18 protein-coding genes are annotated in these 20,998 nt (G+C 64.7%); 8 read left to right on the top strand and 10 right to left on the bottom strand.

Going from position 1 to position 20,998, the window contains the following annotated elements; all coding sequences use genetic code 11:
* Positions 1–2: 2 nt before the first annotated feature.
* The 4 genes from D573_RS0100770 to D573_RS0100755 form a co-directional block, all read right to left on the bottom strand.
* Positions 3–1,826 (bottom strand): autotransporter assembly complex family protein, encoded by a 1,824-nt coding sequence (locus D573_RS0100770; protein ID WP_018937309.1) that lies wholly within the window; start codon positions 1,824–1,826, stop codon positions 3–5.
* A gap of 75 nt (positions 1,827–1,901) precedes the next feature.
* Positions 1,902–3,011, bottom strand: coding sequence for an ABC transporter ATP-binding protein (locus D573_RS0100765; RefSeq protein ID WP_018649635.1), 1,110 nt, complete (start codon positions 3,009–3,011; stop codon positions 1,902–1,904).
* Positions 3,008–4,774: an iron ABC transporter permease gene (locus D573_RS0100760; protein ID WP_018937308.1), complete on the bottom strand. Its 1,767-nt coding sequence runs from the start codon at positions 4,772–4,774 to the stop codon at positions 3,008–3,010. The genes D573_RS0100765 and D573_RS0100760 overlap by 4 nt, the downstream gene beginning before the upstream one ends.
* A 203-nt stretch (positions 4,775–4,977) precedes the next feature.
* Positions 4,978–6,015 (bottom strand): Fe(3+) ABC transporter substrate-binding protein, encoded by a 1,038-nt coding sequence (locus D573_RS0100755; protein WP_018937307.1) that lies wholly within the window; start codon positions 6,013–6,015, stop codon positions 4,978–4,980.
* Between the two features lie 148 nt (positions 6,016–6,163).
* Between D573_RS0100755 and glnE the strand changes: the two genes are divergently transcribed.
* From glnE to D573_RS0100735, 4 genes are all read left to right on the top strand, one after another.
* The gene (gene glnE / locus D573_RS0100750) at positions 6,164–9,091 is read left to right on the top strand and encodes a bifunctional [glutamate--ammonia ligase]-adenylyl-L-tyrosine phosphorylase/[glutamate--ammonia-ligase] adenylyltransferase (RefSeq protein WP_018937306.1); all 2,928 of its coding nucleotides are present in this window, start codon (positions 6,164–6,166) and stop codon (positions 9,089–9,091) included.
* Between the two features lie 12 nt (positions 9,092–9,103).
* Entirely contained in the window at positions 9,104–10,024 is a 921-nt protein-coding gene (locus tag D573_RS0100745) for a branched-chain amino acid transaminase (RefSeq protein ID WP_018168999.1), read from the top strand.
* Between the two features lie 39 nt (positions 10,025–10,063).
* Positions 10,064–10,288, top strand: a complete 225-nt coding sequence (locus D573_RS0100740; protein WP_018145221.1) for a zinc-finger domain-containing protein — start codon at positions 10,064–10,066, stop codon at positions 10,286–10,288.
* Between the two features lie 74 nt (positions 10,289–10,362).
* Positions 10,363–11,274: a glycosyltransferase family 9 protein gene (locus D573_RS0100735; RefSeq protein ID WP_018937305.1), complete on the top strand. Its 912-nt coding sequence runs from the start codon at positions 10,363–10,365 to the stop codon at positions 11,272–11,274.
* Here D573_RS0100735 and D573_RS0100730 read toward each other — a convergent pair.
* Positions 11,271–11,678, bottom strand: coding sequence for a DUF6165 family protein (locus tag D573_RS0100730; RefSeq protein WP_026287876.1), 408 nt, complete (start codon positions 11,676–11,678; stop codon positions 11,271–11,273). The two genes, D573_RS0100735 and D573_RS0100730, sit on opposite strands and share 4 nt — an antisense overlap.
* 138 nt (positions 11,679–11,816) lie before the next feature.
* On the opposite strand from D573_RS0100730, the gene D573_RS0100725 reads away from it, so the two are divergent.
* The gene (locus tag D573_RS0100725) at positions 11,817–13,151 is read left to right on the top strand and encodes an O-antigen ligase (RefSeq protein ID WP_018937304.1); all 1,335 of its coding nucleotides are present in this window, start codon (positions 11,817–11,819) and stop codon (positions 13,149–13,151) included.
* Positions 13,152–13,215: 64 nt separating this feature from the next.
* Here D573_RS0100725 and D573_RS0100720 read toward each other — a convergent pair whose 3' ends face one another.
* The gene (locus tag D573_RS0100720; RefSeq protein WP_018937303.1) at positions 13,216–14,322 is read right to left on the bottom strand and encodes a glycosyltransferase family 4 protein; all 1,107 of its coding nucleotides are present in this window, start codon (positions 14,320–14,322) and stop codon (positions 13,216–13,218) included.
* Positions 14,323–14,388: 66 nt separating this feature from the next.
* Entirely contained in the window at positions 14,389–15,099 is a 711-nt protein-coding gene (locus D573_RS0100715; RefSeq protein ID WP_018937302.1) for an FkbM family methyltransferase, read from the bottom strand.
* A gap of 267 nt (positions 15,100–15,366) precedes the next feature.
* On the opposite strand from D573_RS0100715, the gene D573_RS0100710 reads away from it, so the two are divergent.
* Complete coding sequence (locus tag D573_RS0100710; RefSeq protein ID WP_018937301.1) at positions 15,367–16,038, top strand: 2OG-Fe(II) oxygenase; 672 nt, start codon at positions 15,367–15,369, stop codon at positions 16,036–16,038.
* Between the two features lie 28 nt (positions 16,039–16,066).
* Positions 16,067–17,059 carry a mitochondrial fission ELM1 family protein gene (locus D573_RS0100705; protein WP_018939156.1) on the top strand — a complete coding sequence of 331 codons (993 nt, stop codon included), beginning with the start codon at positions 16,067–16,069 and terminating at the stop codon, positions 17,057–17,059.
* A 162-nt stretch (positions 17,060–17,221) separates the two neighbouring features.
* On the opposite strand, the gene D573_RS0100700 is transcribed toward D573_RS0100705, so the two are convergent.
* Positions 17,222–17,983, bottom strand: coding sequence for an FkbM family methyltransferase (locus tag D573_RS0100700; protein ID WP_231362658.1), 762 nt, complete (start codon positions 17,981–17,983; stop codon positions 17,222–17,224).
* Positions 17,984–18,153: 170 nt separating this feature from the next.
* The gene (gene lpxL / locus D573_RS0100695) at positions 18,154–19,083 is read right to left on the bottom strand and encodes an LpxL/LpxP family Kdo(2)-lipid IV(A) lauroyl/palmitoleoyl acyltransferase (RefSeq protein ID WP_018937298.1); all 930 of its coding nucleotides are present in this window, start codon (positions 19,081–19,083) and stop codon (positions 18,154–18,156) included.
* Positions 19,084–19,103: 20 nt separating this feature from the next.
* On the opposite strand from lpxL, the gene D573_RS0100690 reads away from it, so the two are divergent.
* A complete protein-coding gene (locus D573_RS0100690; RefSeq protein WP_018937297.1) occupies positions 19,104–20,402 on the top strand; it encodes a 3-deoxy-D-manno-octulosonic acid transferase in 1,299 nt (432 codons plus the stop codon).
* Here D573_RS0100690 and D573_RS14005 read toward each other — a convergent pair.
* Positions 20,373–20,936: a SprT-like domain-containing protein gene (locus D573_RS14005; protein ID WP_081618713.1), complete on the bottom strand. Its 564-nt coding sequence runs from the start codon at positions 20,934–20,936 to the stop codon at positions 20,373–20,375. The genes D573_RS0100690 and D573_RS14005 overlap by 30 nt on opposite strands.
* Positions 20,937–20,998 lie beyond the last annotated feature (62 nt).

Raw genomic sequence — 20,998 nt, 5'->3', positions numbered from 1 at the left:
TCTCAAAGGTCCGGACCCATGGAGAAGTGGATGCGGAAGTCATCGTCCGAGTCCGGCCCGTGGGCCAGGTCCACGCGGAGCGGGCCGACCGGGGAGCGCCAGCGCACACCGATCCCGACGCCGTAGACGGGGTCGAACTCGTCCCACTCGTTGACGACGTTGCCGGCGTCGACGAAGGCCGCGGCGCTCCAGTTGCCGACGACCGGGTAGTCGTACTCAAGGCTGCTTACCACCTTGTGACGCCCGCCAATCACGTCGCCGTGTTCGTTGCGCGGCCCCACCCTTTGGTAGCCGTAGCCACGGATGCTGGCGTCGCCACCGGCATAGAAGCGCAGGGAACTGGGGAGGTCACTGACCGAGTCCACGTCGGTGAAGCCAGCATCCACTCGGGCCAGCACCCGGCCGGTGCCGATGCCGCGAACCACCTTGCCACTGGCCAGGACCTGGGCGAAGGAGGTGCTGGACAGGATCTCTTCGCGTGCGCCCTGCACGGTGGTCTCGAAGCGGTAGCCACGGCGCGGGGTCATGGGATCGTCCGCGTCCATGCGGCTGATGCGGTAGGACGGAATCAGCAACCGGCTACGGCCGCTGTCATCCTCGCCGGCGGTGTAGTCCTCGTATTCGTAGCGCAGCCCCTCGGTGGTCTGCCAGCCGCTGCGGCGCTGCAGGACCCGGTTGGCGCCGACCTGGAAGCGATCGGACTGCTGGGTGTCGGTGTCTTCCGTGCGATAGGTGGTGAACAGGTTCAGGCGTTCGCGCAGCGGGTCGCGCAGCGGGATCTCGTAGTTGTAGCCGATCCCGGAACGCACCGGCGACGCCTCGATCTCGGCCTGGTAGCGATGGCCGATCCGGTTGGCGTAGCGATGTTCGTAGCGCAGCCGGATACGCGGGCCGATATCGGTGGAGTAGCCGATGCCGGCCTCGTAGCTGTGGCGTTTGCGCGGTTCCAGTTCGACCAGGATCGGGACCTGCAGTCCCTCTGCCGCGTCGCGTTGCGGGCGCACACGGACGCCGCCAAAGTAGCCGCTGTCGTTCAGATTGCGCTGCAGCGCGATGATCTGCGCCGAGCTGTACGGGTCACCCGCCGCGAACGGCACCATGCGCTGGACGAAGTCCTCGGAGAGGATGTCCTGGTCGATGTGGACCCGCCCCACGCGGTAGCGATCGCCGGTATCCATGTGCAGGCGGATGGTCGCGCTGCGGGTGTCGCGGTCCACTTCCAGGCGTCGGGTGTGGAGATCGGCGTCGAAATAGCCGCGATCCGACGCGATCCGCGTCATGCGGTTGCGCAGGGCCTCGTAGCGATCATGGCGCAGGGTGTCGCCCTCGCGGATCTCGGTCTGGCTGAGCACGGCCTCGAAGCCGAGATCGCCGGCTCCTTCGCCGGTGATCTGCAGGTCCACTTGCTCCACCGTGGTCGGCGGGCCGGGGTCCAGGGTGATGCGGATATCCCAGCAGGCCTCGTGGCGTTCGAAATCGAGATCCAGCTCGGGGTCGTAGAAGCCGATCGCCCGCAGGGCATCGGTGGCGCGCGCCTCGGTGTCGCGCAACACGCGGCCCTCGCGAAACCCGGGCAAGTCGCAGGGGTGGCGAGCCAGGTTGATGCTGTTGCGGATATTGCTGCGCTGAGCGTCGGTACCCCCCTCGATCTGCAAGCCGGGGGTGGAGCCGTCCTGCGCACCGGCCGCCCCCGGGATGCCCGCCAGTGCGACGAGCAGCATCGCAACCACGCCCAGCCCGGTGCGGGCCGGGCGGCGGACAACAGGGGCGCGAGCGTGGGTCATGAAACGATGATAGCGGTTGCGGAAAGGGGAGCGTGTCGACATCGGAACGCGCGAAATCACGCGAGTTCCCGCTGGGCCTGCACCAACGACCCTGGCGGGCTGCGGAGCGCGCCAGGGTCAGGAGGCCGGGCAGTCGACCCCGCTGCCGCGCGAGAACACTACCAGGTGGGTGAAGTCGAGGCGCAGGCGCACGTGCTCGCCGATGACGAAATTGTCGTGGCTGGGCGCCATGCACAGCACGCTGAGGCCGTCCGGCAGGCGCAGGGTGTAGAGGAAGTCCGCCCCGCGGAAGGCCTTGTCGAGGATCTCGGTGCGGATGGTGCCCGCTTCGTTGTCGATCGCGATGTCGTCCGGACGCACGAGGACGTCCACGGCGGTGCCGGGCGGCAGCTGTTCCGACAGCGTGCCCTCGATCTGGCCAAAGGCGGTATCGACCACGTGCTCGGCGCAGACCATGCCGGGGATCAGCGTACCCTCGCCGACGAAGTCCGCGACGAAGCGGTCCGCCGGGCGATGGTAGAGGTTGTAGGCAGTGTCCCACTGGGCCACGCGGCCCTGGTGGATCACCGCGATGCGATCGGCGAAGGCGAAGGCCTCGTTCTGGTCGTGGGTGACCAGGATGGCGGTGGTGTTCTCCGCGCGCAGGATGCGCCGGACCTCGCGGGCCAGTTCGCTGCGTAGCTCCACGTCCATGCTGGAAAATGGCTCATCCAGCAACAGCAGCTTGGGCCGCGGGGCCAGGGCCCGGGCCAGGGCGATGCGTTGCTGCTGGCCACCGGACAGGGCGTGCGGGTAGGACTCGCCATAGCCCGGCAACCCCACCAGCTTGAGGAGCGAGCGGATGCGCTCGTCACGATCCTTGCGGCTCCAGTGGCGGATGCCGAAGCCAATGTTGTCGGCCACGCTCAGGTGCGGGAACAGGGCGAAATCCTGGAACACCATGCCGACCCCGCGCTTCTCCGGCGGGATCGTGCTGCGGGCATCGCTGACGCTGCGCCCGTCCAGCTGGATGCTCCCCGCCATCAGGGGCTCGAAGCCGGCGATCGCCCGTAGCAATGTGGTCTTGCCGCAGCCGGAGGGGCCCAGCAGGCAGCCGATCTGGCCCTTGGGCAGGGCCAGGGAGACCTGATGGACCACGGCGGTACCGTCATAGCCGATATCCACTCGATCCAGGGCGATCAGCGGGGTATGGGGCACCTGCAGGGTGGTTTCGATGGGCTGGGTCATGGCGTATTCGTCGTGCCTGCGGGCATGGCGAGGGGTTTTTGCGGCGATTCTTCGTCCGCCGCGCGGGTCGGGCCCTGCTGGCCGGGGCGCGAGCGGCCGATGGTCACGGAAAGCAGGATAACGGGAACCAGCCCGACCAGCACGATGGCCAGGGCGGCGCTGGAGGATTCGGCCAGGCGCTCGTCACTGGCCAGCTCGAAGGCGCGCACCGCGAGGGTGTTGAAGTCGAACGGGCGCAGGATGAGCGTCGCCGGAAGCTCCTTCAGGACATCGACGAATACCAGCAGCAATGCCGTCAGCAGGGTGCCGCGCATGATCGGCAGGTGTACCCGGGTCAGGGTTTGCAGTGGACGCATCCCCAGCGAGCGGGCGGCATCGTCCATGCTCGGCTGGATCTTGCCCAGCCCGGCCTCGACCGTCTGCAGCGAGACGGCGAGGAAGCGCACGGCATAGGCGAACAGCAGGGCGAACAGCGTGCCCGACAGCAACAGGCCGGTGGATACCCCGAAGGTGTCGCGCATGAAGCCGTCCAGGGCGTTGTCGAAGGCGGCGAACGGGATCATCACGCCGATCGCGATCACGATGCCGGGTACCGCGTAGCCCATCCCGGCGACGCGCACGGCAGCCGCGGTGAAACGCCCGCCCTCCATGCGCCGCGCATAGGCTAGGACCAGGGCCAGGACGACCGCGATCACGGCCGCGGAGATGGCCAGCCAGAAGCTGTTGAATACGAGCCGCCCGAAGGCCGGGTTCATCCATTGTTCGGTGGTCTGCACGGTCCACAGTCCGAGCTGGAGGGCCGGCAGCAGGAAGCCCAGCAGGACCGGAAACAGGCAGCCGAGGAAGGCCGCGGTGGCCTTCCAGCCGCGTAGCTGGTAACGCGGCAGGGTCGAGTAGCGGCGGCTGGTGTGATGGAAGCGCGCCTTGGCCCGCGACCAGCGTTCCAGCACGATCAGTACGAATACGAAGGTCAGCAGCACGGCCGCGAGCTGGGCCGCTGCGGCCGGGTCGCCCAGGGCGTACCAGGTGCGGAAGATGCCGGTGGTGAAGGTGCTCACGCCGAAGTAAGCGACCGTGCCGTAATCGGCCAGCACTTCCATCAGCGCGAGGGTCAACCCGGCGATGATGGCCGGGCGCGCGAGCGGCAGGGCGACCCGGCGAAAGCCGCCGAAGGGACCGGCGCCGAGGGTGCGGGAGACCTCCAGTACGCAGACCGACTGCTCGAGGAAGGCGGCGCGGCTGAGCAGGTAGACATAGGGGTAGAGCACCAGTGTCAGCATGGCCATGGCGCCGCCCAGCGAGCGGATCTCGGGGAAGTAGTACTCGCCGTAACCCAGTCCCGTGAGTTCACGGATCAGGCTTTGTACCGGACCGCTGAAATCCAGCATGCCGGTGTAGGTGTAGGCAATGATGTAGGCCGGCATGGCCAGCGGCAGCATCAGCGCCCACTGGAAGATCGAACGGCCGGGGAACTCGCACACGCTGACCAGCCAGGCAACCGGTACCCCGATCACCAGCACCCCGATCCCGACGCCAATCAGCAGGGCCAGGGAGTTGACGACATAGTCCGCGAGGACTGTCTCGCGCAGGTGGGTCCAGACCTCGCCGGCGGGGATGAACACGTGCCCGAAGATGACCAGGATCGGCAGGGCGAGTGTCAGCGCTACGACGATGGCGACCGCCGACCACGGGCTGAACGGCAGGCGCTGGCGAACCGCAGGATTCGCAGGCGTCGCGGGCGGGTTGGTGGTCTGGGCGGTCATGGATTGCGAATAATAAAGGTTCTTGTTTCGAATACCACTATGGCCGCCTTGTGACTGGCGGATTGTCGAGGCCATGTGCCGCGACCCCGGTCGCTACACCGCGCCTTATGCCCGGCCCTGTGCCCTCCCCGCGTTCTGTGGTGCCCAACAGAACGCCCCCGGAGGACCGGGGGCGAGAGTGAGTGGGGTGTCGTGGACGAGCATCAGCGCCAGCGGACGCGGTCCATGATGCGTACGGCCTCGGCGTTGTGGTTGCCCAGACGGTAGAGCTCGATGTCGTCGGACTGGAATTCGCCGAAACTCTGGAGGATGTCGCTGGCCGGTACGTCGTCGCGGATCGGGTATTCCTGGTTGACCTCGGCGTACCACTCCTGCGCCTCGGTGGAGGACAGGAATTCCAGCAGGCGAATCGCGTTGTCCCGGTTCGGGGCATGCGCGGTGACGCCGGCACCGCTGATGTTCACGTGGGTGCCGCGGCCGTCCTGGTTGGGCCAGAACACCCCGATCTGCTCGGCGACTTCGCGATCACGGCCCTCGCCGTCCAGCATCAGGCCCAGGTAGTAGGTGTTGGCAATCGCGACGTCGCAGACCCCGTCGGCCACGGCGCGGATCTGATCGCGGTCACCGCCCTGCGGCTGGCGCGCCATGTTGGCCACGATCCCGGCGGCCCAGTCCTGGGCGGCCTCGGCGCCCTCGGTGGCGATCATCGCGGCCACCAGAGACTGGTTGTACACGTTGCTGGAGGAGCGGATGCAGATCCGGCCCTCCCATTGCGCGTCGGTCAGGGCCTCGTAGGTGGAGAGTTCCGCCGGGTCCACGCGGTCCTTGTGGTAGAGGATGGGGCGCGCGCGCGACGAGAGGCCGAACCACTGTCCGTCCGGGTCGCGGTAGCGCTCCGGGATATTCTCGCGCAGCACGTCCGATTCGACCGCCTGCAGCACGCCGGCCTCGCTGGCCTGGTGCAGACGCGCCGCGTCCACGGTGATGAAGAGATCGGCGGGTGAGTTGCGGCCCTCGTGGCGCAGGCGCTGCAGCAGGCTGTCCGCCCCGCCGGTCACCAGGTTGACCGGGATGCCGGTCTGATCAGTGAAGTCGTCCAGCAGCGGCTTGATCAGGTTTTCCTGGCGCGCCGAATAGAGGTTGACCTCGTCCTGGTCGGCGGGGCTGCAGCTGACCAGGGGCATGCTGACGGCGATGGCGGCGGCCGTGGCGATCAGCCAGGCAAACGGGCGAAAGTTCATGGCGAGCGGTCCTCGTGTGGATTCATGCGGCGGATAGCCGGGTAGACGAGAACGATTGTTATTTGTGTTCTCATCCAAGTCAATACCCCGCGGCTGGTACGTGCCATGGGGTGGTCTCCCCGGGCCGCAACGCTGATACGCTTGGCACATGGACAAGCCCCTGCCCGAATCCCCCGCTCGCCTGTCGCCGCCGCTGGAGCAGGAGGTCCGCGATCTGCTGGCCGAGCTGGACGAAAAGCTCGCCTGGCCGGACACCTTCCTGGTGTCGACGCCGGCCCCGTTCGCCTTCAGCCACTACCTGGTGCAGACAGTGCGTCAGCATCCGGAGTACTTGCTCGAGGCGCTGGATCCACACGGCCAAATACCGGCGTGTGACGATGCGGACTTCGAGCGCACGCTGCAGGCGCGCCTGGAGGCCGTGACCGACGATGCCGGGCTGCGTCACGCGCTGCGCGAAACGCGGCATCGCGAGATGATCCGCATCGCCTGGCGCGACCTGGCCGGGCACGCCGACCTCGACGAGGTCATGCACGACCTGAGCCGTCTGGCCCGCTCCCTCATTGAGGGTGGCCTGCAATCGCTGGACCGCCATTTGCAGGAGCGTTACGGCCAGCCGCGCAGCCCCGCGGGCGAGGCCCAGTCCATGGTGGTCCTGGGCCTCGGCAAGCTGGGTGGCAGCGAGCTCAACTTCTCCTCCGATATCGATCTGATCTTCGCCTTCGAGGAGGCGGGGGAGACCGATGGCAAGCGCGTGATCGAGAATCAGGAATTCTTCCAGCGCCTGGGGCGTCAGCTGATTGCAGCGCTGTCGGACGTGACTGCGGACGGCTTTTGCTATCGCGTGGACATGCGCCTGCGCCCGTTCGGGGATTCCGGACCGCTGGTGATGCACTTCGACGCGATGGAGGACTACTACCAGGCCCACGGCCGCGAGTGGGAGCGCTACGCCCTGATCAAGGCGAGTCCGCTGGCGGGCGACCCGGAGGCCGGGGCGCGCCTGATGCGCCGGCTGCGCCCGTTCATCTACCGGCGCTATCTGGACTACGGCACGCTGGCCAATCTGCGCGAACTGAAGCAGATGATTAACGACGAGTCGGCGCGGCGCGGTCGATTCGAGGACGTGAAGCACGGCGAGGGCGGGATCCGCGAGATTGAGTTCATCGCGCAGTCGTTCCAGTTGATCCGCGGGGGGCGCGACCAGGGGCTGCAGCGGCGTGACCTGCTGGGCGTGATGACGGCATTGCAGGAGCGCGACCTGCTGCCCGGCTACGCCGTCGAGCAGCTGGAACGTTCCTATCGCTTCCTGCGCCGGGTAGAGAACCGTCTGCAGATGCTGAATGACCAGCAGACCCACCGTCTGCCCTCCAATGGTCAGGACCGGCATCGACTGGCGCTGTCGCTGGGGTTCGACGACGAGGCGGCCTTCGAGATGGCGCTGTTGCGCGAGCAGCGGCGGGTGCATGCTCACTTCGAGCAGGTATTCAGTGCCCCGCAGCGCGCGGACGGCGAGGCCATGGAGGCCTCGCCCGAGACCGGGCGCGAGCAGCAGCTCAATCGTCTGTGGCAGGGCTCGCTGCCGGAGGCGGATGCCCGGGCGGTGCTGGAGGCGATGGACTTTCAGGATGCGGACGAGGCTCTGCGCGGGATCGCCGATCTGCGCGAGAGTCCGGGCGTGCGCGCGATGAGCGTGACCGGGCGCCAGCGCCTGGACCGCCTGATGCCGTTGCTGATCGGGGCGATCGCGGAGATGGACGCGCCGGATGCGGTATTGCCGCGGGCGCTGCAGATGGTGCGCACGATTGCCCGGCGCTCGGTGTACCTGTCGCTGCTGGTGGAAAACCCCCTGGCGCTGTCGCAGCTGGTCAAGCTGGTGGCCGCCAGCCCGTGGATCAACGAGCAGTTGACCCGCCACCCGGTGCTGCTGGACGAGCTACTGGACCCGCGCGCGCTGTACGCGCCGCCCGATCGTGACGGGCTGCGCGAGGAGCTGGAGGCCGAGCTGGCGCAGTTCCCCGGGCAGGACCACGAGCAGATGCTGGACCGGCTGCGCCAGTTCAAGCAGGTGCAGACGCTGCGCGTGGCGGCCGCCGACATCATGGGCTTCCTGCCGCTGATGAAGATCTCCGACCATCTGACCTGGCTGGCCGAGGTGCTTCTGGAGCGGGTGCTGCAGCTGGCCTGGGACAAGATGGTGGAGCGCCACGGCGAGCCGCAGTGCGGGGCCACGGATGCGCGCCGCGTCGCGCGCTTTGCGGTGATCGGGTACGGCAAGCTGGGTGGCTTCGAGCTGGGCTATGGTTCGGACCTGGACGTGGTGTTCCTGCACGACAGCGAGGGCGACGAGGCGCAGACCGCGGGGCCCAAGGTGATCGACAACACCGAATTCTTCGCCCGCGTCGCCCAGCGGGTGGTGCACCTGCTGGGGGCCTTTACCCCGGCGGGCCGCCTGTACGAGGTGGATACCCGGTTGCGCCCCAGTGGTACCGCGGGTCTGCTGGTCAGCGGCTTGCAGGCGTTCCGGCGTTACCAGGACGAGTCGGCCTGGACCTGGGAGCATCAGGCGCTGGTGCGTGCGCGCTTCGTGACCGGGGATGCCGAACTGGGCGAGCAGTTCGATGCCCTGCGTCGCGAGGTGCTGACTCGTGAAAGGGATACCGATGCACTGCGCGCCGAGGTGGTCGAGATGCGCAACCGCATGCTGGCCGAGCATGCCTCGAAGCGGGGCCACGGCTTCCATCTCAAGCGCGACCGGGGCGGTATCACTGATATCGAATTCATGGTTCAATACTGGGTTTTGGTATCTGCTCACGATCATCCCGCCGTGTGTGACTGGCCGGACAAGATCCGCACGCTGGATGCACTGGGGCGCGAGGGCGTGATCGACGCGGCGTTGAGCGAGGCGCTGGCGGATGCCTACCGCGATCTGCGCAACCGCATCCACCGCCTGACGCTGGCCGGCCTGGACGCCCGGGTCGAGAAGCCCGACGACGAGCTCTGCGCCGTGCGCGATGGCGTGATCGATGCCTGGAATGACCTGTTCGGCGAGCCGGAATCGGCCGCGAACGAGACCACATAGAGGAACAAGACAATGTCGATGGCCGACCGCGACGGGGTGATCTGGCTGGACGGGCAGATGGTGCCCTGGCGCGAGGCGAAGACCCACGTGCTCACCCACACGCTGCATTACGGCATGGGGGTGTTCGAGGGCGTGCGCGCGTACAAGACCGAGCGCGGCCCCGCGATCTTCCGCCTGCAGGACCACACCCGGCGGCTGTTCAACTCGGCCAAGATTCTCGGCATGACCATCCCCTATACCGCCGAGGTGCTGAACGATGCCCAGATCGCGTCCGTGCGCGACAACGGGCTGGAAAGCGCCTACCTGCGTCCGATGTGCTTCCTCGGCTCCGAAGGGATGGGCCTGCGCGCCGACAACCTCCTGGTGCATGCGATGGTTGCGGCCTGGCACTGGGGCAGCTACCTGGGCGACGAGGGTATCGAGAAGGGGATTCGGATTCGCACCTCCTCTTTCAGCCGGCACCACGTCAACGTGACCATGTGCAAGGCCAAGGCCAACGGCAACTACATGAACTCCATGATGGCCCTGCAGGAGGCCACCCGCTGCGGCTACGACGAGGCCATGCTGCTGGATACCGAGGGCTACGTGGCCGAGGGCAGCGGCGAGAACATCTTTATCGTGCGCGACGGCGTGTTGTTCACCCCGGACCTGACCTCCGCGCTGGACGGCATCACCCGCCGCACGGTCATCGAGCTGGCGCACGAGGAGGGCCTGGACGTCATCGAGAAGCGCATCACCCGCGACGAGGTGTACATCGCCGACGAGGCCTTCTTCACTGGTACCGCCGCCGAGGTGACCCCGATCCGCGAGGTCGACGACCGCCCGATCGGCTCCGGCACCCGCGGACCCATCACCGAGCGCCTGCAGTCGCGCTACTTCGATGTGGTACAGGGCCGGGACAGCCGCCATGAGGGCTGGCTGACCTTCGTCTGAGACGCCCAAATTTTCCGTCAACCGGATGCGAGAAAAACCATGGTGAACCCCGATACCGCCCACCACCAGGATCAGTACCCGACCGCGAACGCGCAGACTGAAATCACCGTCACGCGCAAGGACCTGCCGCTGCACTGCCCCACGCCGACGATGGCGCTGTGGTCCTCGCACCCGCGCGTCTTTCTCCCGATCGACGAGACCCCCGACGGCCGCTACCTGTGCCCCTACTGCGGCACCCAGTTCATCCTGAAAGACGACGACTGAATTGTCAGGTCTTCTTGATCTGATATCCAAATCCCACCGCTCCAATTGACTCGGGGGAGTGGGGCGAAAGCCGTATGGCCAAAATCCTCGTAATCAAACACGGCGCCTTCGGCGATGTTGTCCAGGTGGATGGAGCGCTACGTGATATCCGGAAGCATCACCCGGGCGATGAACTCGTCGTGTTGACGACGCCGCCGTACCGATCGATCTTCGAGCGCTGCCCACACGTGGATCGCGTGTTGACCGAAACTCGGCCCAAGGCGCGTGAGCCCTTGCGATGGTGGTGTCTGGCGCGGATGCTGCGGGGTGAGCGTTTTGATCTCGTCTACGACCTGCAGAATTCCAGCCGAACGTCGATCTATCGCCGCTACATCCTGAATCGCGCCGCTTGGGTTTTCGGCGAGCGCAAGCGTGGCGAAGAGTCGGCCCTGTCCGCGTTCCAGCGACAGCTTGCGAGGGCAGGGTTGGACACGTCCCATACCCTTGAGCCCGACATTGGCTGGATGGCGGATGAAGTCACGCCCATCCTTCAGGCAGGTGGCGTGACCGGAAAGTACCTGGTTCTTATCCCCGGATCCTCCGCCAGCCATCCCGAGAAACGCTGGCCCTATTACTCGACCCTGGCAGCCGCGATCGCCAACCGGACGGACTATCAAGTCGTCACTGTCCCCGGGCCCGATGAGATCGAGCTCTGCCGATCGATATCCGCGACGCCCTTGTTTGGCACTAACGACGAGGTGCTCGACTGGTTCGGATTGGCGGGTGTGATGCGGGGTGCCTCCTATGTGGTCGGGAACGACACCGGGCCGACGCATGTTGCGGCCTGTCTCGGCAAGCCCGGGCTTGCCTTGTTCGGGGCGCATGCATCGCCCGTGCGTACGGGGCTGTCCCGCGCCAACTTCCGGGCTATCGAGGCGGACGACCTGAAGGAACTCCCGATGGAGACCGTGTTGCGGGAAGTGCTCGCGGACCTTCGGCCCGCCTAGCTTTTGTAGTCCGAATAGGATTTTTCCTCGACAATCGCCGAGTTGCAGAGTGTATTAACGGCCTTTTTGATCCGGGCGCGCTCGTCGTTGGTGATGTACACCGACCGCGCCAGCTGTACGAAGCGTTCACCGAAATCCTTTTTCGCTTCACATTCGCGGATCTCGTCCTCGATGTCCCATAGCTTGGAGTTCACTTCGCGCAGGTCCCGCTCGAGCTCTTGGACCTCGGGGCTGTGCAAACCGGCTTGCACCCAGGTTTCCTGGAGCACATTCAGCTCATGGCGAATGTTCCGGAGTTTCTCGGCATCGCTGATGCGCTCATTCTTGATCTTCAGGATCGTGATCTTGTCCAGCAACTCGCCTGCGCCTACTTCGATCGTGACTGAACCTGCTTGGTTTTGCATGGGACCCCCGAGTCATTTGCATCGGTAATTATCCCCCAGGGTTGTATGCCGTGTCATGGTGCGGCTCGGCGGCCGAGCTGCTGGGTCACGCGAGTGCCAATTTGCGCTAAGATCACGCGCCTTCGGATAGGGGTGGGCATGACTTTTCTCGGTAAGGCACTTGGGGGCGATTCGGCGGATAGCGCGCAAGAGCGCTGGATCTTCGGTCTTGTGCTGGGGTTGGTGGGGCTGGCCTTGTTTGTTCTGCCTTTTGGGACGGGGGCATTTTTCCCACTGGCGGCACTCTCTCTCGCCGGTCTTGTTTTGATCGCTCTCAGGTTGCCCGGCTTGTGGGCGGAGCGGTGGATCCGCTGGGCATTGCTGCTCTTGTTGGCGCTCTGGGTGCCGCAGTTGGTGTCACTGACCGTGGCGGTCGATTTCGACCGAGCCCTCCGGACAGCCCTGACCTATCCATTGTTCGCGATTGCGATACTTCCTCTGCTGTGGGTTGCGCGTCGCCGTGATGTGGCTACTCCCCTGTTATACGTTGTGCTGGCGCTGGCCGTATTCTGGTCGCTCGACGCGGTTTTTCAGTTTGTTGCTGGTGCAAACGTGCTGGGCTATCCGTACAACGGGCGCCGGATCGACGGTCTGTTTCACCCGAACATGCGCCTTGGCATTGTGCTGGCCCACTTGCTTCCGTTCGTCCTGGAGGCATCCCGCCGGTTGGCTTCTCGCAATCGCCTGGCCGCGGTATTGCCCCTGATCGTGGTCATCGCGATTCTCCTCTCGGGTTCCAGGGCTGCCATGCTGGCGACATTGATCACGCTGGTTGCCTACGGCGCCTTTTTGATCTGGTTCTACCGCTTGCGAATTAGGACCGTGTCAGCCTTCGCCCTGGTGCTTGTGCTGGGCGTCGCGTTGGCGCTGTGGGTGTCACCGGAAACCCGGGACCGGCTGGTGGTCATCTCCAAGATGTCCGAGTTCAGTCTTGAGGGTCTGGATCAGGCGACGGCGAAGCGCGGGACGATCTGGCTTGCTTCCTGGCGCGTGGCGATGGATGAGCCGATCCTTGGCGTGGGTGTGCGAGGGGTCGAGCCGGTGGCGGAGGCGCGAGGCTACTCTGACATGCCATTCGCGCATATCCATCTGTATTTTCTTGATGTCCTGGTCTCGACCGGGGCTGTGGGATTGTTCGCCTACCTCGCGGCATTGCTAGGGATTCTTTCGGCGTTGTGGCGGCGTGCGAGAGAGCATGGGGCCGTTGATTCTCCTGATGTTCTCGTAGCCGGTGTGGCGATCTTTGTGGCTCTTAACCCCATCAACGTCCACTGGACTGTCTACAGTTCATACACGACAGCGGTTCTCTGGCTGGTGGTCGCTCTCGCGCTGGCACCGCTCATTCAATCAAGCAATCAGAGGCCCGTGCCTGAGCGCGGCGGCGAGGGGATGGGTGAGAGAACCGGGCCTGGCGCGGGTGGCCACCAAGAATGAGCAGCGCCTCCGACTGGCGTGATCGCGTGTGACCAACATGTCCACCCTCTGAGTCCGGCTTGTCTTAAAGAAGCTCTCGGTAGACGTCGAGGGTTTGTCCTTGCATCTCGTCGAGCGTAAACCCCCTAAGATGCGCTGGCCGCGGGGCGGAGCCTTTCAGCCAATCAGATATCCTGTCTGCTGCCAGTTCGGGCCTGCATGGCGGGATTGTTCCCTCGCCGAACAAAGCGGCCATCTGCTCACCCACGCCTCCGTGATCGTAGGCAATCACGGGTCGCCCCAGGGATAGAGCTTCGAGCGAGACCCGGCCAAAAGCCTCTGGCTCGCGCGAGAGCGAAAGTACCGCGAACGACATCGCCATGATCTCCCGAAGATCGGAACGCTGTCCCAGCCAGGAGATGTGGGATTCCAGTCCCCGTTCTTGGATTTCCTGGCGCACTTCGGCTTCGTAGCGCTGGCGGCGTCTTTCCGTTCCTCCCACAACAAGGCCATGGACGTGGAGGTTCCGCTTGATTAGGGAATCCATGACCTTCACGAAATCCAGTTGCCCCTTCCATCGCGTGATGCGACCGGGGAGCGTTATAAGCGCTCGATCGCGGGCGTGCGCCGGAAGGGTTTGGATGAAGCCCTCAATCCAGTCATCGCCTGGCTTATGGCCATAAGGGAACTCACTGGGATCCACGCCTCGATGGATGACGCGAATACGTTCTGTCGGGCATGCCGGAAAGTGCTTCTGAATGTAGGCCGAGATGCTCGTAGAGACGGCAATGACGCGGTCCCCGCGGGTCATAATCGAGCTGTATCGGCCGGGGCTGTAAAACCCGTGGAAGGTCGTGACCAGGGCCGGGCGTTCAGTCCGGGGCATGCCCTGTAACGCGCGCCATACGATCCATGCGGGTACGCGGGAGCGGACGTGTACCAGGTCTACTTCCTGTTCGCGTATGAAGTTGCGCAGCGGGCGCACCAGGCGCAATGACCGCAGGGACTTTTTGCCCACCGGCCAGGTGAAGTGCTGGCTCCCTTCGGCTTCTAGCGAAGGAGCCATGCTGCCCCCGCCGGACATGACCAGGGAGCGTTCTCCTGCAGCCTGGATGGCACGAGCCATTTCCAGGGTACCGCGTTCCACGCCGCCGGATTCCAGGGCGGGCAAGACTTGCAGAATAGTTGCCATGGGGCTGGCTTCCTCGTGGAGTAGTGCGTTTCTTTGCGCTAATTGTTCTGGTGCCCGAGGTCGGGTCTAACTCAGGTGCAGGATCGAGTTGGACCGTGAGCGGCTCTGGATTTGGTAACCATGCTCCCGAAGCAGGGCCAGGACGTCTTTTTCCCAGATGTGCCCGTGACAGCTTTCTATAACGATGCATCTAGGATGCAGCGATGGAGGCGCGTCCCGGAAAAACGGTTCCAGGGCCTGGTACTCGTATCCTTCGATGTCGATCTTGAGGCCGTCGATGCTTTCGATTCCGGCATTGGTGAGTACATCCAGAAGGGGCTCGGTCTGGACCTCAACCGTGTTGCCCCGTGACTGTTCCGACGGATTGAGCGAGGCGGAACCCAGTCCTTCGGCCAAGTGCAGCATGGCGGTACCGTTTGGACCAATGGCCAGCGGGAGGGCTTGAATCGCCTCGGCAAAGCGATTGCATTCCAGGTTGAACAGAAGTCGACGGAATGTCGGAGGGTTGGGCTCAATGGCTAGGACCTGGCGTGCCCCGGCGGCCGCCACGTGCAGGCTGTAGTACCCGGTGTTGGCGCCGATATCGATGAACGTGCCGTCATCGCATGCGTTCGCGAGATGCTCCAGTTCCTCGCGGTCGTAGACCTTCGATGAAAGGAGTATTTTCGCGTCGGTGACATTGTCCCGAACGTTGAGCCGATACCGGATGTCTCGTCGTTCGATATCGACGGTGGTTGGAAGGCGGCTGTTCCAGAATCTTCTGAGCTGGCGCGACAACGTGCCTCGTGCCAGCCCTAGACGCACGATCCAGAGTAAGGCGTGGGCAAACCCCTTGGGGCGATATGTGCCAAACGGGGTTGTATCAGGGTCCGATAAGGGCCCGTCTGAAGGTGTCATGGCGTTGGCCTGGGTAACGGTGGATCTTTGGGGGGTGCGATATCGGAATTGTCGCCAGTCTAGCAGCCTGTTTGAACGCTGTTTTTTGTGGAATCCCCCTGGTTTGCACTACACTGTGCGGCGTTGTTGAATTTAGTGGAAAAAGAAATGGATACCGCCGCTGAAGTAGCAAGTCAGGTCGAGGCGTCGCTTCGGCGCGCGCGGTCGGAGGCGTATCCGTATCGGCGGTGGTATCCGCAGGCGATACTGCCCGAGGCGGCGGCGCGCGCGGTGGAGGCGCTGCCGTTCGAGCCGCCCGCGATTGGTGACACCGAGGGCAAGCGTGAGACGCACAACAGCTCGCGGCGCTTCTTCGACGTCGAGAACCGGCGGGCCTCCGATGTGTGCGAAAGCGTTGCAGCGGCGTTCGAGAGCCCGCAGGTGCTGGATGCGATCTACGAGGTGTGCGGCGTGGACGTCAGCGGCAACTACCTGCGCATCGAGCATTGCCTGGATACCGAGGGTTTCTGGCTGGCACCGCATACCGATCTTGGCGTGAAAAAATTCACCATGCTGCTGTACCTGTCCACCGACCCCGGCTACGAGAACTGGGGCACGGACGTCTACGTGGATGCGGACACGCACTACGAGACGGCGCCAGGCACGTATAACAGTGCGCTGGTATTCGTGCCCGCGGACAACACCTGGCATGGCTACAATCGGCGCCCCCTGGAAGGTGTGCGACGCTCGTTGATCATCAACTACGTCACCGAAGAGTGGCGCAATCGCCACGAGCTGGCCTCTCCCGACACACCTGTGCAGCGCCGCGTGCCGGCGTGACCGCAGGCCAGGCGACGAACGCTTCATTGTGACCGAGGCTTACTGCTGGACACTGACGACCGGCGAAGCCGGGATGACCAGTCAGGTCCGTGGCCTGGCCGAGGCTGTTGGGCTGCCCTATGAGCACAAGACGGTGGGGCTGCGTCCGCCCTGGCGCTGGATGCGCGGCTCCTTCGCGCCCGGCGTATTGCGAGGGCTCACCTCCGATAGCGATTCCCTGGCGCCGCCCTGGCCGCGCCTCTTGATCTCCTGCGGGCGCCGCAGTGCCACGGTGGCCGTGGCACTCAGGCGCGCCAGCGGGGGTGCCATCATGACCGTGCATATTCAGGATCCACAGATCGCCCCGCGGCATTTCGACTGGGTGGTGCCGCCGCGCCACGATGGGCTGACCGGCCCGAACGTGATCGCGACGCGCGGCGCCCTGCACCGGGTGACGGCCGAGCGGCTGGAGGCGGCGCGTGCGGACCTGGGGGATGCCTGGGCTGCATTTCCCCGGCCCTGGATCGCGGTGCTGATCGGGGGTGCCACCCAGCGGGGAGATCTGGGCCAGGAGCGGCTGGATGCCCTGATCCGTGACCTGCGTTCGGCGGCCGGAGCCTCCGGGGGTAGCGTGCTGGTGACCCCTTCGCGACGTACGGGCGAGGCCAGTACCCGACGACTGGTGGAGGGGTTGGCGGATGTCCCGGGGTTTGTCTGGGACGGGCAGGGAGAGAACCCCTTCATGGCGATGCTGGCAACGGCCGACCATATCGTGGTCAGTGCCGATTCTGTATCCATGGTCTCGGAAGCGGCGGCGACCGGTGTGCCGGTGTACACGGTGGCCCTGGGGCCACTCGGTCGTCGCCTGCAGGCCTTCCATTCCGCCCTGGAGGCGGAAGGGGTAACCCGGCCATTCACCGGCGCGCTTGACCAGTGGGCCTACATGCCAGTGAATGACACGCCGAAGGTGGCGGCAGATATCCGCCGCGAACTGGGTCTAGAAGCTGGTGCCGCACCAGAATCCGTGTCTCTCTCGCCGTGATTTTTAGGTGGGGTGTCCACGGGGTTTTCCGGAAGTGTCAATTTTTGGCTTGTGGCCACGAAAACTGAGGGCCGGAGAAAAATGCCAGCTCCGAAATTGGACAGTCTATCCGCTTGTGTCCAATAGAGAGGTCGTACGGGAGGCGCTTCGGAGCCACCCGGGCTACTTTTCGGCTCGTTCCGGGTAGAAGAGGTAGTCCTCCTCTCCCTCGATCAAACCCTCGACGGGGCGCTTTTCTCCTGACCTTTCGATCACGGCGGCTCGATAGCCGAGGTTGGTTAGGAAATCGAACACTGTCTCGGGTTTGTACCCCATACGTGCGGTGGAAGTGGAAATCAGCTCACAGTAGACATGAGGTTGAAGCTCTTTCAAGGTCTTTTCTGCGCCCTGGAGGATCTGGAATTCGGCCCCCTCCACGTCCATCTTGACGAAGTCGAGGCGCGCTAGCCCTTGCTCGGCTACATAGGCATCCAGGGTGAGGGTTTCCACGGGCTCCACGATGTAGTCTCGCCGCACCTCGTCGCCAAAATGCGCAAGTCCGATACCCAAGCGCCCGGATTCCTTTATGGGAATGCTTAGCTTCATGTGCCCCGCCTGATTTGAAAGCGCGCGTGATTCGATATGGACGTTTTGGAATCTATCGACCACTCGTTCGAGGATGGAGCGAGTGTATGGTACCGGCTCGAAGCAGTGGACCATGCAGCTGCCGTTGTGGATCACGGCGAACTCTTTGGCCAGATAGCCAAAGTGTGCGCCAACATCAAAGATTACCCCTCCCTCGGGAATGAAGCCTGCAAGGCGACGTACTCGTGGGCGCTCCTTGGGGTTCTGGCGGGCCTTGAGATAATGCAGCCACCAGGCAAAGCGCTGGCGCCAGTGGGAGTAAACAGCCTCTTTGGGCAATTCCATCGCTTCGTTATCCATTAGGGTTTGGGTAAGGAGTACGGCCAGCACCTTTGCGGGTGAGTGCCGGAGTTGGAGCCTTCCGGAGGGGCTCTTGCAATGGCCCGGGCAGTATAACGGCAGGCGGCTCGCCATGATCATTGTGGCTGGCTTATTGTCTCCTGCTCGGAGGCAGCCTTCGAGATTCCACGCTAGGGCGCGTAGGGGTCGGGCAGGCCCGTGCGTTTCTTGAAGCGCTTGTGGGTCCAGAAGTACTGCCCCGGGGCATCCATCACGGCTTCTTCGATGATGTGGTTGATGCGCAGGGTGTCGGCGTGGGCGTCCTCGGTGGGGAAGCCCTCTACCGGGGGGTGGATGGTCACGACGTAGTGGCCGTCTTCGCGCCGGTAGCCGAAGAACGGGAGGACCGGGGCGCCGCTGACCCGGGCGATGCGATGCGTGGCGGTCTGCGTGTTCGCGGGTTCGCCGAAGAACGGGACCAGCTCGGTCTGGCGCCCGCTGGTGGCCTGGTCAGGTGCATACCACACGGGCATGTTCTCGCGCAGGGTGCGCAGCAGCCCCTTGACGTCGTCGCGTGCGATCACGCCGGCCGTGTGGCGGTTGCGATTGACCTTGAACAGGTAGTTGATCAGCGGGCGTTCGCTGGGGCGGTACATCGCGGCAAACTCCCGGTGCAGCGCCAGCAGGCGCCCGCAAAGCTCGAGTGTGGTGAAATGGGCGCTGACCAGCAGGGCCCCCTTGCCTTGCTCCAGTGCCTTGTCCAGATGTTCCAGCCCGTGGATTGTGTAATGCCCCTTGAGTTGCGCGTCGCGTCCCCACCAGGCCATGGCTATTTCCAGGACACCCATTCCGGCCGCCTCGAAGTGCTCGCGCAGCCACTGTTCGCGCCGTTCCGGCGGCTGGCCGGGAAAACACAGTTCGAGGTTGGTGCGGGCGATCGCGCGCCGCTTGCGGCCGTAACGGTAGAACAGCCGCCCAATGCCGCGCCCAAGCGCTTGTTGCCAGCGGATGGGCAACTGGATGACCAGCCGAGCCAGGCCGATCACCGCCCACATGGGCCAGGTGGCGGGGCCGCGGGGCGGGCGTTCGGTCGCGCTCGGATGTTCGGGGCGGGCCGTCACGGATCGGAGTCTCCCTGCGAATGACCCGCGTAGTCTACACGGCGCTGCTTGCGTTGCTGACCCCCTTGCTGCTGATCCGCCACGGACTGCGCAGTCGTCGGGCATCGGTGCGTGTGCGTCCGGGCGAGGTGATGGGGTGGGCCCCTCCGCCGGAGCCGGCGGAGATCTGGATCCATGCGGTTTCGGTCGGTGAAGTGCTGGCGGCGGAACCGCTCATTCGCCAGCTTCTGGCGCCCGGCCCGCGTCGCATCCTGGTAACCACGACGACGCCGACCGGCGCCGCGATGCTGACCGAGCGGCTCGGCGATCGCGTCATGCATCGCTTCATGCCACTGGATCTGCCCTGGCTACAGGGGCGCTTCCTGCGAGCGCTGCGGCCGCAGTGCATCGTGGTGATGGAGACCGAGATCTGGCCGAATATGCTGGCGGCGGCCCGGAGGGTGGGTATCCCGGTCGTGCTGGCGAACGCCCGTATGTCCGGGCGTTCGGCTCGGCGTTATGCGCGGCTCCCGCGGCTGATCACGCCGGCATTGAACGGATTTGACTGGATTGCCTGTCGCAATCCGCTGGACCGCGAGCGTTTCGTCGCGCTCGGGGCCGTGCCTGATCGCGTGACGGTCAACGGCGACATCAAGTTCGATATCCGCGTCGAGGAAACCGATCGTCAGAAAGTCGAGTCCCTGCGCCCGGTGGTTGATGGGCGTCCGGTAGTCGTTCTTGCCAGCACCCATGCCGACGAAGAGGCCCAGTTGCTCTCGGGACTGCGCGCACTGCGCACCGAGTATCCACGCCTCCTGGTTGTGGTGGCGCCACGCCATCCGCAGCGGTTTCCCGCAGTGGCGGACTTGCTGGAGCGTTCCGGTCACACCTTCGTGCGTCGCAGTGAAGGTCTGCCGGACGCCGCCACCCATTTCTGGCTCCTGGATACCCTCGGGGAGCTGAAGCGCTTCTTCGGGCTGGCCGATGCGGCCTTCATAGGGGGGTCGCTGGTTTCGGTGGGCGGGCACAATCCGCTGGAGGCGGTGTTGTGGCACTGCCCGGTTGTTATGGGTCCGCACGTGGACAACTTCGAACTCCTGGTGGAGCGCATGCAGGCTGCGAATGTGCTGGGGCGAGCGGCCGACGCCGACGAGGCCATTACCCGTCTTCGGGCATTGCTGGTAATGGATGAACCTGGGCGTGAGGCCTTGCGGCGCCGTTCGGCCGCTTTTATTGCGGAGCATCAGGGGGCAACGGTGCGGCTGGTTGACTATATCAACAGCCACGCGGCCCGGAATGATGGTGGCTCCTCAGGGCGCTCCGCCGTCGGAGTGCTTTAGCCATTCGCCGCATTGGCGGCACTGGTAGTGGTAGCCGCGTTTGCGAATAAGAAAGTGTCGGCGCGCGCTCAGTAGTTGAGGGCCGCAGGCGCACTCGTAGTTATATTGGCGCATCTTGCGTGTGGTCAGCGCGGTCGCATGTGTGACCCGGGGCTTTTGAAACCCCATCGCCTGCATGAACCCCCGCCATTCAGGGCCGTGGGGCCGAACCCTGCGCGCGCCGTAGGTGCGATATACCAGAGAGTGGGCGACTTCGTGTGCCACTGTTTCCGGGAAATGTTGATTCCAGTCCAGACTGAAGGCTTCCGGATTGAAGCGCAGGGTTTCCGTGTTCTTTCTCAGGCGCCACTGGCCGGCCGCCCGGCCTTTCAAGTCAAAGTGAACGGCGGGAGGATCGGATGCGCGCGTGCCGGCGGCCTGGTTATACAATCGGGCGACCTCTTCTCGTATGAGTGTGCGGTTTTCGCCAGAAAGTGCGTGTGGTCGCTCTTGTGCCGTGTGCGCCTTATTATGATCGTTACAGCATTTATCCATGGGGTGGTACTATTCTATGGTGATCAAATGTTAGAGGCTAGACTGAATAGCCGGAAACCCTT

This window comes from Thioalkalivibrio sp. AKL9 (genome assembly GCF_000377825.1).
In the GTDB taxonomy this organism is placed as follows: Bacteria; Pseudomonadota; Gammaproteobacteria; order Ectothiorhodospirales; family Ectothiorhodospiraceae; genus Thioalkalivibrio; species Thioalkalivibrio versutus.
Note: the sequence above shows the minus strand (reverse complement) of the source record. Positions and strands in the feature narration are given on the sequence as shown.

What these genes read in the sequence shown, in the direction of transcription:
- D573_RS0100710 (WP_018937301.1), top strand. Translation starts at nt 15,367, where the DNA reads ATGGATACCGCCGCTGAAGTAGCAAGTCAGGTCGAGGCGTCGCTTCGG.
- D573_RS0100700 (WP_231362658.1), bottom strand. Translation starts at nt 17,983, where the DNA reads ATGGATAACGAAGCGATGGAATTGCCCAAAGAGGCTGTTTACTCCCAC.
- D573_RS0100740 (WP_018145221.1), top strand. Translation starts at nt 10,064, where the DNA reads ATGGTGAACCCCGATACCGCCCACCACCAGGATCAGTACCCGACCGCG.
- glnE (WP_018937306.1), top strand. Translation starts at nt 6,164, where the DNA reads ATGGACAAGCCCCTGCCCGAATCCCCCGCTCGCCTGTCGCCGCCGCTG.
- D573_RS0100720 (WP_018937303.1), bottom strand. Translation starts at nt 14,322, where the DNA reads ATGGCAACTATTCTGCAAGTCTTGCCCGCCCTGGAATCCGGCGGCGTG.
- D573_RS0100690 (WP_018937297.1), top strand. Translation starts at nt 19,104, where the DNA reads ATGACCCGCGTAGTCTACACGGCGCTGCTTGCGTTGCTGACCCCCTTG.
- D573_RS0100735 (WP_018937305.1), top strand. Translation starts at nt 10,363, where the DNA reads ATGGCCAAAATCCTCGTAATCAAACACGGCGCCTTCGGCGATGTTGTC.
- D573_RS0100745 (WP_018168999.1), top strand. Translation starts at nt 9,104, where the DNA reads ATGTCGATGGCCGACCGCGACGGGGTGATCTGGCTGGACGGGCAGATG.
- D573_RS0100765 (WP_018649635.1), bottom strand. Translation starts at nt 3,011, where the DNA reads ATGACCCAGCCCATCGAAACCACCCTGCAGGTGCCCCATACCCCGCTG.
- D573_RS0100770 (WP_018937309.1), bottom strand. Translation starts at nt 1,826, where the DNA reads ATGTCGACACGCTCCCCTTTCCGCAACCGCTATCATCGTTTCATGACC.
- D573_RS0100760 (WP_018937308.1), bottom strand. Translation starts at nt 4,774, where the DNA reads ATGACCGCCCAGACCACCAACCCGCCCGCGACGCCTGCGAATCCTGCG.
- D573_RS14005 (WP_081618713.1), bottom strand. Translation starts at nt 20,936, where the DNA reads ATGGATAAATGCTGTAACGATCATAATAAGGCGCACACGGCACAAGAG.
- D573_RS0100755 (WP_018937307.1), bottom strand. Translation starts at nt 6,015, where the DNA reads ATGAACTTTCGCCCGTTTGCCTGGCTGATCGCCACGGCCGCCGCCATC.
- D573_RS0100730 (WP_026287876.1), bottom strand. Translation starts at nt 11,678, where the DNA reads ATGCAAAACCAAGCAGGTTCAGTCACGATCGAAGTAGGCGCAGGCGAG.
- D573_RS0100725 (WP_018937304.1), top strand. Translation starts at nt 11,817, where the DNA reads ATGACTTTTCTCGGTAAGGCACTTGGGGGCGATTCGGCGGATAGCGCG.